The organism is Pseudolysinimonas sp. 10J20-29 (assembly GCF_055809595.1).
The window spans coordinates 767,918-783,195 of record NZ_CM147917.1 but is presented as its reverse complement, the minus strand read 5'-3'; the positions used below and the strand labels follow the sequence as shown (position 1 = coordinate 783,195).

Annotated in this window: 14 protein-coding genes and 1 pseudogene; 8 read left to right on the top strand and 7 right to left on the bottom strand. The window is 71.1% G+C overall.

Annotation, left to right across the window (positions count from 1 at the left end; translation table 11 throughout):
• Positions 1-37: 37 nt before the first annotated feature.
• The 3 genes from AC0L6Y_RS03860 to AC0L6Y_RS03850 are packed head-to-tail and all read right to left on the bottom strand — an operon-like array spanning position 38 to position 1,804.
• Positions 38-616 (bottom strand): GNAT family N-acetyltransferase, encoded by a 579-nt coding sequence (locus AC0L6Y_RS03860; protein ID WP_473555860.1) that lies wholly within the window; start codon positions 614-616, stop codon positions 38-40.
• A gap of 10 nt (positions 617-626) precedes the next feature.
• The gene (locus AC0L6Y_RS03855) at positions 627-1,319 is read right to left on the bottom strand and encodes a uracil-DNA glycosylase (RefSeq protein ID WP_473555855.1); all 693 of its coding nucleotides are present in this window, start codon (positions 1,317-1,319) and stop codon (positions 627-629) included.
• Positions 1,316-1,804 carry a phosphoribosyltransferase gene (locus AC0L6Y_RS03850; protein WP_473555850.1) on the bottom strand — a complete coding sequence of 163 codons (489 nt, stop codon included), beginning with the start codon at positions 1,802-1,804 and terminating at the stop codon, positions 1,316-1,318. The genes AC0L6Y_RS03855 and AC0L6Y_RS03850 overlap by 4 nt, the downstream gene beginning before the upstream one ends.
• A 64-nt stretch (positions 1,805-1,868) precedes the next feature.
• Between AC0L6Y_RS03850 and AC0L6Y_RS03845 the strand changes: the two genes are divergently transcribed.
• Positions 1,869-3,368 (top strand): MFS transporter, encoded by a 1,500-nt coding sequence (locus tag AC0L6Y_RS03845; RefSeq protein ID WP_473555848.1) that lies wholly within the window; start codon positions 1,869-1,871, stop codon positions 3,366-3,368.
• On the opposite strand, the gene AC0L6Y_RS03840 is transcribed toward AC0L6Y_RS03845, so the two are convergent.
• On the bottom strand, positions 3,365-4,138 hold the full coding sequence (locus AC0L6Y_RS03840; RefSeq protein WP_473555843.1) for an SDR family oxidoreductase: 774 nt from the start codon (positions 4,136-4,138) through the stop codon (positions 3,365-3,367). The genes AC0L6Y_RS03845 and AC0L6Y_RS03840 overlap by 4 nt on opposite strands.
• A 33-nt stretch (positions 4,139-4,171) precedes the next feature.
• On the opposite strand from AC0L6Y_RS03840, the gene AC0L6Y_RS03835 reads away from it, so the two are divergent.
• From AC0L6Y_RS03835 to AC0L6Y_RS03805, 7 genes and pseudogenes are all read left to right on the top strand, one after another.
• The gene (locus AC0L6Y_RS03835; protein ID WP_473555837.1) at positions 4,172-5,221 is read left to right on the top strand and encodes an acyltransferase family protein; all 1,050 of its coding nucleotides are present in this window, start codon (positions 4,172-4,174) and stop codon (positions 5,219-5,221) included.
• 121 nt (positions 5,222-5,342) lie between these two features.
• Positions 5,343-6,659: a bifunctional o-acetylhomoserine/o-acetylserine sulfhydrylase gene (locus AC0L6Y_RS03830; protein WP_473555833.1), complete on the top strand. Its 1,317-nt coding sequence runs from the start codon at positions 5,343-5,345 to the stop codon at positions 6,657-6,659.
• A gap of 80 nt (positions 6,660-6,739) precedes the next feature.
• Positions 6,740-7,994 (top strand): annotated as a pseudogene (gene metX, locus AC0L6Y_RS03825) (homoserine O-acetyltransferase MetX).
• Positions 7,994-8,878: a hypothetical protein gene (locus AC0L6Y_RS03820; RefSeq protein ID WP_473555827.1), complete on the top strand. Its 885-nt coding sequence runs from the start codon at positions 7,994-7,996 to the stop codon at positions 8,876-8,878. The pseudogene metX and the gene AC0L6Y_RS03820 overlap by 1 nt, the downstream one beginning before the upstream one ends.
• Before the next feature lie 299 nt (positions 8,879-9,177).
• Entirely contained in the window at positions 9,178-10,335 is a 1,158-nt protein-coding gene (locus AC0L6Y_RS03815) for a sensor histidine kinase (RefSeq protein WP_473555823.1), read from the top strand.
• Positions 10,332-11,594 carry a hypothetical protein gene (locus tag AC0L6Y_RS03810; RefSeq protein ID WP_473555820.1) on the top strand — a complete coding sequence of 421 codons (1,263 nt, stop codon included), beginning with the start codon at positions 10,332-10,334 and terminating at the stop codon, positions 11,592-11,594. Before AC0L6Y_RS03815 ends, AC0L6Y_RS03810 begins: the two co-directional genes overlap by 4 nt.
• An 89-nt stretch (positions 11,595-11,683) precedes the next feature.
• A complete protein-coding gene (locus tag AC0L6Y_RS03805; protein WP_473558231.1) occupies positions 11,684-12,304 on the top strand; it encodes a LuxR C-terminal-related transcriptional regulator in 621 nt (206 codons plus the stop codon).
• Here AC0L6Y_RS03805 and AC0L6Y_RS03800 read toward each other — a convergent pair.
• From AC0L6Y_RS03800 to AC0L6Y_RS03790, 3 genes are read right to left on the bottom strand one after another with little or no spacing between them, the layout of a single operon-like run.
• Complete coding sequence (locus AC0L6Y_RS03800) at positions 12,242-13,534, bottom strand: MFS transporter (RefSeq protein WP_473555815.1); 1,293 nt, start codon at positions 13,532-13,534, stop codon at positions 12,242-12,244. The genes AC0L6Y_RS03805 and AC0L6Y_RS03800 overlap by 63 nt on opposite strands.
• Positions 13,535-13,594: 60 nt before the next feature.
• Complete coding sequence (locus AC0L6Y_RS03795) at positions 13,595-13,933, bottom strand: thiamine-binding protein (RefSeq protein ID WP_473555809.1); 339 nt, start codon at positions 13,931-13,933, stop codon at positions 13,595-13,597.
• Complete coding sequence (locus AC0L6Y_RS03790; protein WP_473555805.1) at positions 13,930-15,240, bottom strand: glycosyltransferase 87 family protein; 1,311 nt, start codon at positions 15,238-15,240, stop codon at positions 13,930-13,932. The genes AC0L6Y_RS03795 and AC0L6Y_RS03790 overlap by 4 nt, the downstream gene beginning before the upstream one ends.
• Positions 15,241-15,278: the final 38 nt, after the last annotated feature.

Genomic DNA, 15,278 nt, shown 5'->3' with positions numbered 1-15,278 from the left:
CGAGCCTAGAACCGGGAGCCCCGCGCGCGCCGGGATGCTACTTGAGGCTCTTCTGCATCAGGACGGTGCCGAGCCAGCGCCCGAACTTGAACCCGACCTTGCCCATGTGGCCGATCTTCTTGAAGCCGTAGGCCTCGTGCAGGCGGATCGAGGCGTCGGCGCCGCGGTCGGCGATCACTGCCACGATCTCCTTGATGCCCGCCTCCTTCGAGCGCGTCAGCAGCTCCGCCATCAGCGCCGAGCCGAGCCCCTTGCCGGTCGAGGCGGGCCCGAGGTAGATCGAGTTCTCGACGGTGAAGCGATAGGCGGCCTTCGCCTTCCACGGCGTCACGGTCGCGTAGCCGAGGATCTCCCCACGCGGGCTCTCGGCGACGATCCACGGGAAGCCGAGCTTCGACACGGTCTTGAACTTGGCGCGCATCTCCTTGAGGGTCTGCGGGTCCTCATCGAAGGTCACCGTCGAGTTGGCGACGTAGTGGTTGTAGATGTCGAGCAGGTACGGGATGTCGGCCTCGGTCGCGTCGCGAAGGGCGAACGCGAAGTCGGCGACCGGGGCCTGCCGACGCTTCTTCGCCCGGCGCAGCGCCTCGCGCGGGTTGTACTCCTCGGGAATCATCGCGCCGATCCTACGCCGCGCCATGCGGCCGTGTCAGATCCCACTCGATCGGGGCGGCGCCGGCCGCCGCCAGCAGCTCGTTCGCCCGGCTGAACGGCCGCGACCCGAAGAAGCCGCGGCGCGCGGAGAGCGGGCTCGGGTGCGGCGACTCGATCACCGCCGCGTCGCGCAGGAACGGGCGGGCGGTCGCCGCATCCCGCCCCCAGAGGATCGCCACCAGGGGCGCCTCACGGGCGGCGAGCGCGCGAATCGCCTGCTCGGTGACCGTCTCCCAGCCGCGACCGCGATGCGAACCGGGCGCGCCTGCCTGCACGGTGAGCACCCGGTTCAGCAGCAGCACGCCTCGCTCGGCCCAGGCGCCGAGATCGCCGTTCGGCAGGCCCGCCCCCACATCGTCGGCGAGCTCGCGCGCGATGTTCTGCAGGCTGCGCGGCAGCGGATGAACCGCGGCATCCGTCGAGAAGGCGAGCCCGACCGCGTGACCGGGTGTCGGATACGGATCCTGGCCGACGATGAGCACGCGCACCGCGTCGAACGGCGTCTGGAACGCCCGCAGGATGTTCCCCGCCTCGGGCAGGCAGGGCCGTTCCGCCGTCGTCTCGGCGCGCGCGACCTCGAGCAGCCGGACGATCTCGTCGGCGACGGGATCGAGGGCCTCCGCCCAGCCGGGCTCGACGAGACCTCGCAGCGCGGCGGCGGTCATGCCTCGGGGTAGCGGACCGGACCTTCGGAGCTCCAGGGGAACATGATCCACTTATCGGTGTGGCGCCAGGTGTAGTAGGGCTCCTCGACCGTGCCGGGCTTGGCATAGAGGCACACCGTGCGCACCTCGCCGCCGCCTGCCTGGAGCAGCCGCACCACGAGCGCGAGCGTGCGCCCCGAGTCGGCGACGTCGTCCACGAGCAGGATGCTCTTGCCCTGCAGCGACTCCTGGTCGAGGGTGGGCGGCAGCACGACCGGGGTGTCGAGCGTGGTGCCGACCCCGGTGTAGAACTCGACGTTCAGCGAGCCGAGCATCTTGACGTCGAGCGCGTAGCCGAGCGCCCCGGCGAGCGTCAGGCCGCCGCGGGCGATGCCGACGATCGCGTCGGGCCGGAACCCGTCGTCGGCGATCGTCTGGGCGAGCTCACGGGCCGCCACTCCGAACAGTTCATAGCTGAGGATCTCGCGCTCATCGGTCTCGGTCACGTACATAACGTAGTCGCTCGCCGCGCCACCCTCCGTCGACCCTGACGAGCGCTAGCATGCCGTGATGACCGCAGCGCAGACCCCCGGCACCGCCCGCTCGTTCGGAGCGATCACCGTGTCCCTCGTGGGCTTCTTGTTCATGGTGGAGATCACGAGCGGAATCCTGCAGGGGTTCTACATCCCGCTGATCTCCGATCTCGTCGTTCACCTCGGAATCCGGGATGCGGACTTCAACTGGTTCGAGGCGGCCCAGCTGATGCTGTCGGCGCTCGCGGTGCCGCTGCTGGCGAAGCTCGGCGACATGGTCGGCCACAAGAAGATCCTGTTGATCTCGACGATCCTGACCGCCGGCGCGAGCTGGTGGCTGGCGTTCGCGGGCGACTTCACGAGCTTCCTGATCGCGTGGGCGCTGCAGGGCTTCTACGTCGTCTGGCTCCCGCTCGAGGTGGCGCTGATCTTCGACCGCGGACGCCGCACGAACACGGGCGCCTCGCAGACCCGCCGCGCCGCCGGACTTCTCGTCGTCGGCCTCGAAGCGGGCGCGATCATCGGCGCGCTCAGCTCGAGCCTGTTCTTCTCGGCGCTCGGCGAGAACGTCACCCTCACCCTCATGGTGCCCGCGGTCTGCGTCACCGCCGTGTTCTTCGTCATCCTGTTCGGCGTTCCCGAGTCGGAGCCGCTGCCGAACCGCTCGCTCGACCTGATGGGCTTCACGCTCCTGGCGGTCGGCCTGCTGCTGATCACCTCGAGCCTGACCTTCCTGCGCATCAACGGCCCGGAGACCTGGTGGGTCTGGGCGCTGCTCGCGGCCGGCGTGCTGACCTTCATCCCGTTCGCGCGCTTCGAGCTGCGCCAGAAGGACCCGGCGATCGACCTGCGCGTCATGAGCCGGCCCGAGCTCTGGCCGGTGCTGCTCACGGCGGGGCTCTTCGGCATCGCCGTCCTCGGCGCGCAGGCGCCGCTGTCGACCTACGCGGGAACCGATCCGGCCCTCGGCTACGGCCTCGGACTCGCCGCCGGCATGCGCTCGATCCTGATCGGCGTGTACCTCATCGCGATGATCGTCGGCGCGCTGCTGTTCCCGCTGCTGGCGCGGCGCACGACCCCGCGGATCTCGCTCATCACGGCCGCGTTCGTCGTCGCCCTGGGCTACCTGCTCTTCCTGCCGTTCCACCTGGAGACCTGGCAGGTCATGACCAACATGGTGATCGCGGGCCTCGGCTCGGGCGCCCTCGTGGCGGCCCTCCCGGCGGCGGCCGCGGCGGCCGCCCCGCGCGGGCAGACCGGCATCGCCGCCGGCCTCACCAACACCACGAAGACGATCGGCGGCTCCTTCGCCTCCGCGGTCTTCGGCGTGGTGCTGCTGACCGGTGTGACGAGCGCGGTCGGCACCGCCGCGAGCCTGAGCGGCTACATGACGGTGTGGGCGATCTGCGGCGGAGGCGCGCTCATCGCCGGCCTCACCCTGTTCATGGTCCCGAAGTCCGCCTTCGGCGACGCTCCCGCCGAGATCGACGACATCCTGGTCCCCGGCGCCGAGGCCTCCGAGGTGGAAGCCCCCTAGGACTTGGGCGACAGCTCGCCGCGGATCACCTTGTGCGGCGCCGCCTGGGCGACCGGCTTGATGGTCACCAGGTCGAGGTTCACGTGGCCGGGAAGCTCGATCGCGTGCACGATCGCCTCGGCGATGTCCTCGGCGACCAGCGGCGCCGCGACGTTCTCGTAGACGGCGTCCGCCTTCGATTCGTCGCCCTTGAACCGCACGAGCGAGAACTCCTCGGTGCGCACCATCCCCGGCGCGACCTCGAGCACCCGGATCGGTTCCCCCGCGAGCTCGAGCCGCAGCACCGCCATCAGGGCGTGCGCGGCGAACTTGGCGGCGTTGTAGCCGGCGCCGCGCTCGTAGACGTTGTGCCCGGCGATCGAGGTGATCGTCAGGATGTCGGCGACGCCGGTCTCCCGCGCGCCGTCGCGCAGCAGCGGCAGCAGCTTCTGGATCATCTGCTGCACCGCGATCACGTTGATCTCGAACATCGCGCGCCAGTCGGCCGGGTCGCCCTCTTCGACGGTGGCCATGTCGAAGGCGCCGCCGGCGTTGTTGACCAGCGCGTGGATCGGGCCGAGCGCGGCGAGCTCATCGCGCACCCGCTCGAGGTCGTCGGCGCGCGTCAGGTCCGCCGCGATCACGTCGGCCCCCGTCTCGGCGGCGAGCGCCGCGAGCCGATCGGCGCGCCGGGCGATTCCGACCACCTTCCAGCCGTGCGACGCGAACCGTCGCGCGGTCGCCTCCCCGATTCCCGAACTCGCACCAGTCACCACAACGCGCTTCACCATTCCCCCAGTATTGCCGGATTAGATTTCATCCCGATGACACGAGTTCCTCTCTGGGACAACGCCCGGGTCGCGATCATCGCGCTCGTGGTGATTGGACACGCGATCCAGCGCCAGACCTACGATTCCAACAACGCCCTCGGCGTGTATCTGGCGATCTACGCCTTCCACATGCCCGCGTTCATGCTGGTGAGCGGCTACTTCTCCCGCTCGACGCCGTTGGACACGCGTCGGATGCGCGGCATCGTCGCCGACCTGATCGTGCCGTACCTGATCTTCCAGACCATCTGGACGGTCGTTCAGTGGCTCGTCGAAGGCGCCGACTCGTTCAACCCGACCGCCCCCAAGTGGACGCTGTGGTTCCTGCTCACGCTCGCGATCTTCCGGGTCGCGCTGCCCTACCTCGCACTCGTGCGCTGGCCGCTGGTGTGGGCGATCGCCGGTTCCGTCGCGGTGGGCTACTGGGGCAACGTCGACTCGACGTTCTCGCTCTCGCGCACGATGGGCATCCTGCCGTTCTTCCTGCTCGGCTGGATGCTCGCCCAGACCGACCTCGTCGAGCGCTGGCGGACCGCGCCGCGCGCGATCGTCGTGGGGGTGCGGGCGGCCTCCGTCGCCGTCTGGGGCGCGTGGATCGCGGTCGTCGCCCTCAACATCCAGCTGTTCCGCGACATGGATCTGCGCCTCTGGTTCTTCTATGACGAGTCCTACCGCGAGCTCGACACGACGGGACCGCAGGCGGCGCTGCTCCGGCTCGCCATCATGGCGCTGGCCATCGTGCTGACCGCCGCGTTCCTGGTGCTCATCCCCCGGCGCGAGACGGTCGTCTCGCACCTGGGTCGGGCCACGATCTACGTGTACCTGCTGCACAGCTTCGTGCTCTATCCGATTCGCGAGTCCGGGATCCTCCGCAACGAGCACTCCTCGGCGACCTGGCTGCTCGCGATGATCGCGGTGTCGCTGCTGATCACCCTCGTGCTGTCGAGCGCCTGGGTGCAGCGCCTGTTCCGGCCGCTCGTCCAGCCGCGCGCGCGCTGGCTGTTCCGCGACGCCGAACCCGTGCCGAGCGCGCCTCCGCGCACCTGAGCCGCGACCGCGGCGCGTTACGCCGCGTTGCGCCGCGGGTTGAGGCATTCCGCGCGCGCGCCTACTGTCGTCGCGAGCGGCCGTTTTGCCGCCGCCCGCAGATGTCACAGAAGGAGCCCTCATGTCGGACTGGAAGTTCGAGACCAAGCAGATCCACTCCGGTGCGGCCCCCGACCCGGTCACCAACGCCCGCGCGACGCCGATCTACAAGACCACGGCCTACGTGTTCAACAACGCGGACCACGCCAAGAACCTGTTCGCGCTCGCCGAGTTCGGCAACATCTACACCCGCATCATGAACCCGACCCAGGCGGTCGTCGAGGAGCGCATCGCCGCGCTCGAGGGCGGCACCGCCGCTCTCGCCACCGCCTCGGGCATGAGTGCGATCACCTACGCGGTGCTCAACCTCGCGAACGCGGGCGACCACATCGTGTCCAGCTCGTCGATCTACGGCGGCACCTACAACCTCTTCAAGTACACGCTGGCCAAGCTCGGCATCGAGGTCACCTTCGTCGAGAACCAGGACGACGCCGAGGAGTGGCGCGCCGCCATCCGTCCGAACACGAAGGCGCTGTTCGCCGAGACGGTCGGCAACCCGCGGATCAACGTGCTCGACATCGAACTGGTCGCCGACGTGGCGCACGAGAACGCGCTGCCGCTCATCGTCGACAACACGATCGCCACGCCGTACCTGATCCGTCCGTTCGAGTACGGCGCCGACATCGTCGTGCACTCGGCGACGAAGTTCCTCGGCGGCCACGGCACCGTCGTCGCCGGCGCCATCGTCGACGGCGGGAAGTTCCCGTGGAGCCAGCACGTCGACAAGTTCCCGGGCCTGACCGAGCCGGACCCCTCGTACCACGGGGCGAGCTACACGGGCGTGCTCGGCGACGCCATCGCCTACATCATCAAGGCGCGCGTGACGCTGCTGCGCGACACCGGTGCGGCGATCGCGCCCGACACCGCCTTCGCGATCATCCAGGGCATCGAGACGCTGTCGCTGCGCATCGAGCGCCACGTCGAGAACGCGCAGAAGATCGCCGAATGGCTGGAGGCGCACCCCGACGTGGCGAGCGTCGCCTACGCCGGACTCGCCTCGAGCCCCTGGCACGCGGCGGCGCAGAAGTACGCCCCGCTCGGCGTCGGCGCGGTGCTGAGCTTCGAGCTGAAGGGCGGCGTCGACGCGGGCCGCGCGCTCGTGGAGAACGTCGAGCTGTTCAGCCACCTCGCGAACATCGGCGACGTGCGCAGCCTCATCATCCACCCCGCCTCGACGACGCACTCGCAGCTCACGCCCGAGCAGCAGCTCACCACGGGCGTCACCCCCGGCCTCGTGCGTCTCTCGGTCGGCCTGGAGAACATCGACGACCTCATCGCGGACCTCGAGCTCGGCTTCGCCGCCGCGCGCAAGGTGAGCGCCGCGGCGATCAGCGCGTAACCCGCATTTCCCGCGCACGACGGGGCCCGGTGGCGTAACACGGCCACCGGGCTTCGTCGTGTACGGAACAATGGGTCTCGATGGACTGGCAGACACCGGAAGATGCGGTGCCGTCGGCGTTCGTCACCGAGTCCCACCGACGTGCCTTGTCGGCGAAGCCTCCCGCCTCGGGAGCCTGGAGGGTCGGCGATGACCCGGGGCATCGCCGATTTGCGGCGATCGGGGATCTCACCCTCGAGCGCGGCGGCGTCCTGCCCTCCGCCGTCGTCGCCTACGAGACCTGGGGCGAGCTCAACGCCGACGCGAGCAATGCGGTCCTCGTACTGCACGCGCTCACCGGCGACAGCCACGTCGTCGGGCACGCCGGTCCCGGGCACGCCACCGCCGGCTGGTGGTCGGGCCTGCTCGGCGACGGCAAGGCCCTCGATCCCGCCGAGTGGTTCATCGTCGCCCCGAACCTCATCGGCGGCTGCCAGGGCAGCACCGGCCCCGCCTCCATCGCGCCCGACGGCGTCGAATGGGGAGCCCGGTTCCCGTATCTGACGATCCGCGACCAGGCCGCCGCGCAGGCGCGCCTCGCCGATGAGCTCGGCATCGACCGCTTCGCGGCCGTCGTCGGCGGCTCGATGGGCGGCATGCACGCCCTCGAGTGGGGCGCGATGTTCCCGGACCGCGTCGAGCGCATCGCGGTGCTCGCCGCGCCGCCCGCCGCCACCGCCGACCAGATCGCGCTCAACTCGGTGCAGAGCGAGGCGATCCGCATGGATCCGGCCTTCGCCGGCGGCGACTACTACGACGCCCCCGACGGCGAGGGGCCGCACCGCGGCCTCGCGCTGGCGCGCCGGATCGCCCTGCTCAACTACCGCTCCCCCACCGAACTCGACGAGCGGTTCGAGCGGAGCTGGCAGAGCGGCCTCAGCCCGCTGGGCGGCGGCGGCGTCTTCGCGGTCGAGAGCTACCTGGGCTTCCACGGCAACAAGTTCACCCGACGCTTCGACGCGAACAGCTACCTCGTGCTGATCGACGCGATGAGCTCGCACGACGTCGGGCGCGACCGCGGCGGCGTCGCGGCGGCGCTCGGCCGCATCCAGGCGACGGCCCTCGTGCTCGGAATCGAGAGCGACCGGCTGTTCCCGGTCTCGGGGCAGGAGCTGATCGCCCGCCACCTGCCGAACAACATCGACGGCGACCGTGCGCACATCATCTCCTCGCCCTACGGGCACGACGCCTTCCTGATCGAGGATGCGCTGGTCGAACGCGCTGCGCCGGCTGCTGGCGACGCCGAGCCCGGTCGCCACGGCCGCCGCGGCCGCCGGATCGAGCACGGAGGCCTAGTGCCCGGGGGCGCGGCGACGTCGAGGTGTCGAACCCGCTCGCCCCGTCGCCTGGTCGCTCTCGCCGCCGTCGGCTCGGCGCTCGCCCTCGGCGGATGCGCGCCGGGCGCGCCCGTCGTCGAGCCCGAGGGGGTCTCGGTCGTGCTGTACCAGACGCGCTCCGACGTGGCGGCGGGACTGCTCGAGATCCAGGTGGTCAACGACGGCACGGAGCCCCTGCTCGTGACGCGGGCGAGCTACCGCGGGCCCGAGTTCGCCGACGCCCTCGTCTGGCAGGGCGCGGGCTCCACCGTCCACGCCGGGCACCGGCTCGACCTTGCCGTGCCGCTCGGAGACATCGCCTGCGCGAGCGGCTCGGCCGTGCCGCCGGCCGTCGAGCTCACGATCGAGCGCGACGGCCGCGAGCAGACGCTGACCCGCACCCCGAGCGACCCGTTCGGACAGGTCGAGCGCCTGCAGGAGGAGGGCTGCTTCGCCGCCTCGCTCGCCGAGCTCGGCGAACTGCGGATCGTGCGCCTGGAGCTCCCCGCCGAGGCCCAGGACCCCGCTCGCCTGGTCTTCGCGGTCGAGCCCGCGGGCGACGGCGGCTACACGGTCACGGGAGCGCGCAGCACCACGCTCGTCTCACCCGCCGTCGACGGCGTCGGGCGGGACGAGGCGCCGCTGGGATGGCAGATCACGGCGGACGCGGACTCGTGGGCCCTGGAGCTCGTGCCGACGCGCTGCGACCCGCATGCCGTGCTCGAAGACAAGCAGGGCACGCTCATCCCGTTGACCGTGCGACGCGACGACGGCGCCGAGGGGCGCCTCGTCGTGGCCGCCCCGGCCCCGGTCCGCACCCAGATCATCGACTTCGTGGCGCGCGCCTGCGGATACGGGCCCTGAGCCCGCGCGGAGAAATGGGAAGGGGCCGTGATGCTGTCACGGCCCCCTCGACCCCCCGGTCGCTGTCGGGCTGCGCCCGAGAGCGGTGATCGCGTGGAACGCGAGCACCCCGTGATCGGCCGCTCGCGCGGCCGTCTCGACGGAAATTGTGGCTATGGCGGTCACCCGCCGACCCCTCTGTATGCATGACTGTACCCCGATTCGCCGACACGTCCCCCCGCGTGGCACCCCCAGTTCACGTGTCACCTTGTGCCACGATCTGTGCGAGCACTCCCTCACCAAGGAAAGTCCGCACGCCCATGGAACTCATCACTCGCGACCGCGATCGGCTGCTGCAGCGCGCCGCCCGGGTGTACGGGCTGAGCTTCACGGTCGTCTCGGCGCTGTGCCTGCTGGTTCCGGGTGTCGTGTCCTCGACCACCCTGCTGTGGGCCGCCCCGCTGTATCTTCTGCTCGCTCTCGCGCAGTGGCGGATGGGCGCAACCGACGCGATCGGCTGGGTGCTGCTGTCCCTCGTGGCCGGAGTCGCGATCCTCGTCGTCGTCGTCACGCTGGACTCCGAGACGGGCGCGGCGGCCCTTCCTGCGCTGCTGCACATCAGCGCAGCCTCCCTCGCCTCCGTCGGCCTGGTGCTCACCCGGTCACCGCATCGCATCGCACTGCTCGTGGTCTCCTTCGTGCTGATCACCGCGACGACGATGCTCCTGACCGCGACCTACCAGGAGCCGCTGCGCACGGCGATCGTGCTGCTGCTGGGATGGATCCTCGCGGCGATCATCGGCGTGTGGATCGGCGCCAGCATCCCGCAGGTCGCCAGGCGCATCGCCAGCATCGGCCGCGCCCACCGCGCCGAACGCCAGGCGAGCGAGCTCGAGGCGCAGCGCCGCCAGTCGGCGCGTCTGCTCCACGACACCGTCCTGGCGACACTGACCCTCTTGGCGCACTCCGGCGTCGGCGTCAGCACGGACGCCCTGCGCGCGCAGGCCGGGGACGACGCCCGACTGCTGCGACAGCTGCGACTCGGCACCGTCGGCGGCACGGCCGAGGAGACCAGCTCGCCCGTCGCGACCGACGAGACGGTGCTCGGCACGACGCTCGAGTCGGTCAAGCAGCGGTTCGGGCGGATCGGGCTCGAGGTGAGCTGGCACGGCACCGGCCAGGTGCTGCTGCCGAGCGACGTCCTCGACGCCTTCCTGCTCGCCCTCGCGGAGTGCCTGGAGAACGTGCGGCGCCACTCCGGGGTCACCCAGGCGCACGTCACGATCACGGAGGACGCCACGACGGTGCGCGCCCTGGTGACCGACTCCGGGGTCGGCTTCGACATCGCCGACATCGATGAGGCCAAGCTCGGGTTCGCCGAGTCGGTGGTCGCGCGCCTGCGCGACGTCGGCGGCAACGCCCGCCTGTTCTCCGCCCCCGGCGCCGGCACGACCGTCGCACTGGAGGTCCCGCGGTGAGCTTCCTGCAACTCGAAGAGAACACCCTCGGCGTCATCGTCGGGCACGCCAAGCGGGCCGCCTCCTCGACGGCGCGCTGGATCGGCCGCGCGAGCGCCGCGCACCACGCCAGCCTCGGAACCGCGTTCCTGGGCCTCGGCGCCGCGATCATCGTCGGCCTTCGCGCGGTCTACGGCTTCAGCTGGTTCGTCGCACTCTGGGACACCTACCCGCTGGCGATCGTGAGCCTCATCGCGTGGGTGCTGCTCGCCGGATCACTGGCCGCCACCATCTTCAGCGCTCGTGTCGCGGGCGACCGTCTGCACGACTGGATGTTCGTCGCCTTCCTTCTCGGCATCGCGGGCACCGTCGCTCTCGACGTCTACGCCGTGTGGGAGCTGCACGACCTCGGCCGCACCGCGACGGCCGCGGTCGTCACCGGCATGGCGCTCCTGGTGGTCGTGACGTTCCGCGACAAGTGGGAGGTGCTCGGCGCGGCCGGCGTCCTCGGCCTCGGCTTCACGATCCTGGTGTTCTTGAACATCGAGCCCGGCGCCGAGCTCGACCCGCGCTGGGTCGCCGCGCAGCTGACCGCGATCGCCCTGCTGGTGCTCCCGGCGCTCATCGGCGTCGTCATCGTCGAGGCGTTCCGCCGCCTGGTGCAGGTGGAGCTCGACCGGGTGCTCGTGCAGAGCACCGTGTCGGCCCCGCGCTTCGCCGTCGGCATGCTCGCCTCCGAGGAGCTGGCCCGCCTCGACTTCGCCGCGGAGGAGCTGCTCGACTCGATCGCGACCGGCACCACTCCCCTGCCCCTCACTCCCAAGACCGCGTCGGTGGCGGCCTCGCTGGCCACCGAGCTCCGCCTGCACCTCATCGAGGGCCGCCGCGAGACCTGGCTCTACCACGCGGTGAGCGAGTCCGAGATGCTCGGCCGCTCGGTGACGCTCATCGACAAGTCCAGCCTCGCCGGTCTGCTCGATCCGACGCAGCGCGACGGTCTGCTCGCCACGGCCTGGCTGCTGCTGAGCGACACCGCGAAGGCGAACGCGCACCGCTCCATGACGCTCCAGGTCGGCCCGCTCGACCCGACCGCCACGGGTGTTCCGGACCGCAAGATCCTCGTTCCGATCTCGATCACCACGACCGGCGCCCCGCGCAATCGCGTCGATCCCTCGGTCTGGGATGCGATCGAGCGCGTCGGCAAGTACACCGACACCACCCAGGATTCAAGCCTGCGCATCGACATCGAGTGCCTCGTCGACAACCCGGCCGACGCATGACACCTCAACCCGAACTCACACCCACCCCAGAAAGGAGCGTGCAGGTGACGTCTTCCCCGATTCGCCTCGCCCTCGTCGACGACCACCGGATGCTGCTCGGAGCTCTCACCGAATGGATCCGCAATGCGGCCGACGACATCGCCATGGTCGCGGCGGTCGCCTCGTGGCCCGAGCTCACCCTGCACCCCGAGTTCCCCGTCGACGTCGTCCTGCTCGACCTCGACCTGAAGGACAACATCCCGGTCGCCCTCAAGATCAACACCCTGCGCTCGGCCGGCGTGCGCGTCGTCCTGATGAGCACCTACTCCGAGCCGAACGTGGTGCGCGAGGCGCTCGCCTCGGGCGCGCTCGGCTACCTCGTCAAGAGCGAGGACGCGGAGATGATCGTCGAGGCCATCCGTGCCGCGTCGAAGGGCGAGAGCTTCATCTCGGCCGAGCTCGACCTCGCGCTCAACGCCTCCGACATCGGCGGGGCTCCCAAGCTGTCCGCGCAGGAGCGCCGCGTCATGGCGCTGTACGGCGGCGGCGAGCCGGTCAAGAGCGTCGCCTATGAGCTCGGCATCTCGGAGGAGACCGCGAAGAGCTACCTCAAGCGGATCCGCGAGAAGTACCGGGTCGCCGGCATCGACGTCGGCACCAAGGTGGCGCTACGTCGTCGCGCCATCCAGGACGGAATCCTCATCCAGGACGGGCCGGCCGGAAGCCTCTGACCGCTGCGGTCCGTGACCGCTGATCGGGCGCGCGCCCGGTCGGCGGTCCGCTGCGGCGCCCGCGAGCGCGAACGCGATTCCCGGCACGCACAGCGCCAGCCCGACCCAGACCGGGGCGATATAGCCCCACTGCGCGGCGATGACGACGCCGCCGAGCGCCGCCCCGAGGCTGTTGCCGAGGTTCAGTGAGGCGTGGTTGCCGGCGGCGGCGAGCGTCTGGCTCTCCCCCGCCACATCCATCAGCCGTGTCTGGATCGCCGGAGACAGCGCCGCCGCCGCGGCCGTCACCAGGAACATCCCGCCGAACAGCCCGATCGGGCTCGCGGCGGTGAGGGCCAGCAGCACGAGCGACACGACGAAGGCCCCGAAGCACCAGAACACGGCGCGCAGCGGTCCGTGATCGGCGAGCCGACCGCCGGCGAGGTTGCCGATGGTCATGCCGAGACCGGCGACGACGAGCACCCACGGCACCATCAACGCATCCAGCCGGGTGACCTCCGTCGACAGCGGCGCCACGTAGCTGTAGACCGCGAAGAAGCCGCCGAAGCCGATCGCGCCCGTCATCAGCGCGAGCCAGACACGACCGCGGGCGAAGCCCGAGAGCTCGCGGCGGACCGTCGCGTGCGGGTCGCCGGCCTGCGCCGGAACGACCAGGCGGATCGCGACGACGGTGAGGGCGAAGATCACCGAGACGGCGATGTAGGCGATGCGCCAGCCGGCCGCCTGGCCGAGCGCCGTGATGAGCGGCACCCCGACCACGTTCGAGACGGTGAGACCGGAGAGCACGATCGCCACGCCCCGGCCGCGGTTGCCCGGACCCATCAGCGACGCCGCCACGAGCGCGGCGACGCCGAAGTAGGCGCCGTGCGGCAGCGCCGCCACGAACCGCGCCGCGACGACGAGTTCGAAGGTGGGGGCGAACGCCGACGCGAAGGTGCCGAGCGTGAACGCGGTCGCCAGCGCGACCAGCAGTCCGCGGCGCGGAAGCCGCGCCGCGAAGACGGCGATCGTCGGGGCGCCGACCACGACACCGGCCGCGTAGGCGGAGATCAGGATGCCCGCGCGCCCGATCGCGTCCTCCGGCGAGTCCGCGTAGAGCGAGGGCAGCAGGTCGCGTGCGAGATCGGGCAGGAGCCCCATCGCCACGAACTCGGTGGCGCCGATGCCGAACCCGCCGAGCGCGAGCGCGAGCAGCGCGAGGTTGGTGCGAGCGCGAGAGAGCGAGGGCATGGCGAGAGACCAATCGAGGAAGCGAACATCGGACCGGCTCGCCGTTGAGCCGCACTCAGCCTAGAGCGAGGTCGGCGTCTCGCGCTCGGCACGCTCCAGCGCGGCCTCGAGCCGCTCGACCTTGCCGGTCAGCTCCCCGGTGCGGCCCGGGCGGATGTCTGCCTTGAGCACGAGGGAGACGCGCGAGCCGTAGGCGGCGACCGCCTCGGTGGCGCGCTTGACGACGTCGAAGACCTCGTCCCATTCGCCCTCGATCTCGGTGAACATCGAACTCGTGCGGTTCGGGAGTCCCGACTCCCGCACGACGCGCACCGCGGCGGCGACGGCATCGTGCACGGAATCGGCTTCGGCGCCGGCGGGGGCGCCGCCGCTCGGGGCAACAGAGAAGGCGACGATCATGACGACCATCCTGCCGTGTCCGCGGCCGTCGCGTCGGCGCGCGCCGACCTCGCCCGCGCAAGCAGACCCGCGAGCGTCCAGACCGCCCACACGAACAGCACCAGGTAGAGCAGGTTCCGCGCGGTGAGGATCACGAGCGGCACCACGTTCAGCGACACCAGCTCGTCGTACAGGAACGGATAGATCGCCTGCGTCAGCACGGCGATCAGCAGCGCGAGCACCGCCGGCACCCGGAAGCTCGGGCCGTCACCGCGGATCGCCGCGACGAGCCCCCAGACGACCGGCACCGCGAGCCAGGAGACGAACTGCGGCGAGCCGACCTTGTTGAACACGATGAGTGCCGTGGTGATCGCCAGCGCGAGCACCGGCAGCAGCTCCCCGCTCACCGCCCCCCGCCGCATCGCGACGGCCGCGAGGATCAGCAGCAGCGCGACCGCCGCCGCGAGCAGCGGGGTGGCGATCGCCGCCGCGCCGGCGACGCCGTCACCGCGCAGCTGGAAGGTGAGAATCGAGGTGTCGTAGTACACGGCGCTCGCGCCCGCGGGGTGGAGGAAGGCATCCCACATCCACGCCGTCGCGCTGATCGCCTCGATCTGCAGCCCGCGCCCGGTCTGCTCGGTGATGAAGCTGAAGACCGTGCCGCCCGCGCCCGCCGCCAGCGCGACGGCCAGCACCACGGCGGTCGTCGCGGCCGCCGCGACCGCCACCCGGATGCGCGAGCGGTCGACGAGCACGATCGCGGCGACGAGCGCCGCGGGCCACACCTTGATCCAGGCGGCGAGCGTGAGCAGCACCCCGGCGGCGCGCGGGGCGACCGCGAGCACGACGACGCCGGCGAGCGCGACCGCGACGGTGACGGTGTCGATGCGGCCGAGCGCCACCGGTCCCAGCAGCACGAGGAACCCGATCCACCACCAGGCGACCGGAGCGACTCGGCGGGCGCCGCCCGTCCGTGCGCCGAGCGCCAGCAGCACGGCGAAGGCCGCCGCGTTGATGAGCATCATCAGGCTCAGCCAGGTGCTGACGTAGAGGTCGAGGCCGAGCACCGTCGCGGCGAGCATCGGCACGATCGCGACGATCGGATAGACCCAGACCGTGTCGATGCCGACCCACTGCCCCGTCGTCTGGCCGTGCTCCATCCAGAACCGGTAGACGAAGCCCACATCGCCGAGCGGGTTCCCCGGCGCGTAGAGACCGAGCATCCCGAGCCAGAGGTGCGCGAGCACCAGCCCGAGCCACAGCGCGATCGGATGCGAGGCGGCGTGAAGGATCCGGCGGCCGCGACGGCCACGCGCGGCAGGCGGCATGCGCCCAGCGTAATCGCGCGGGCGCGTCACGTTTCGCA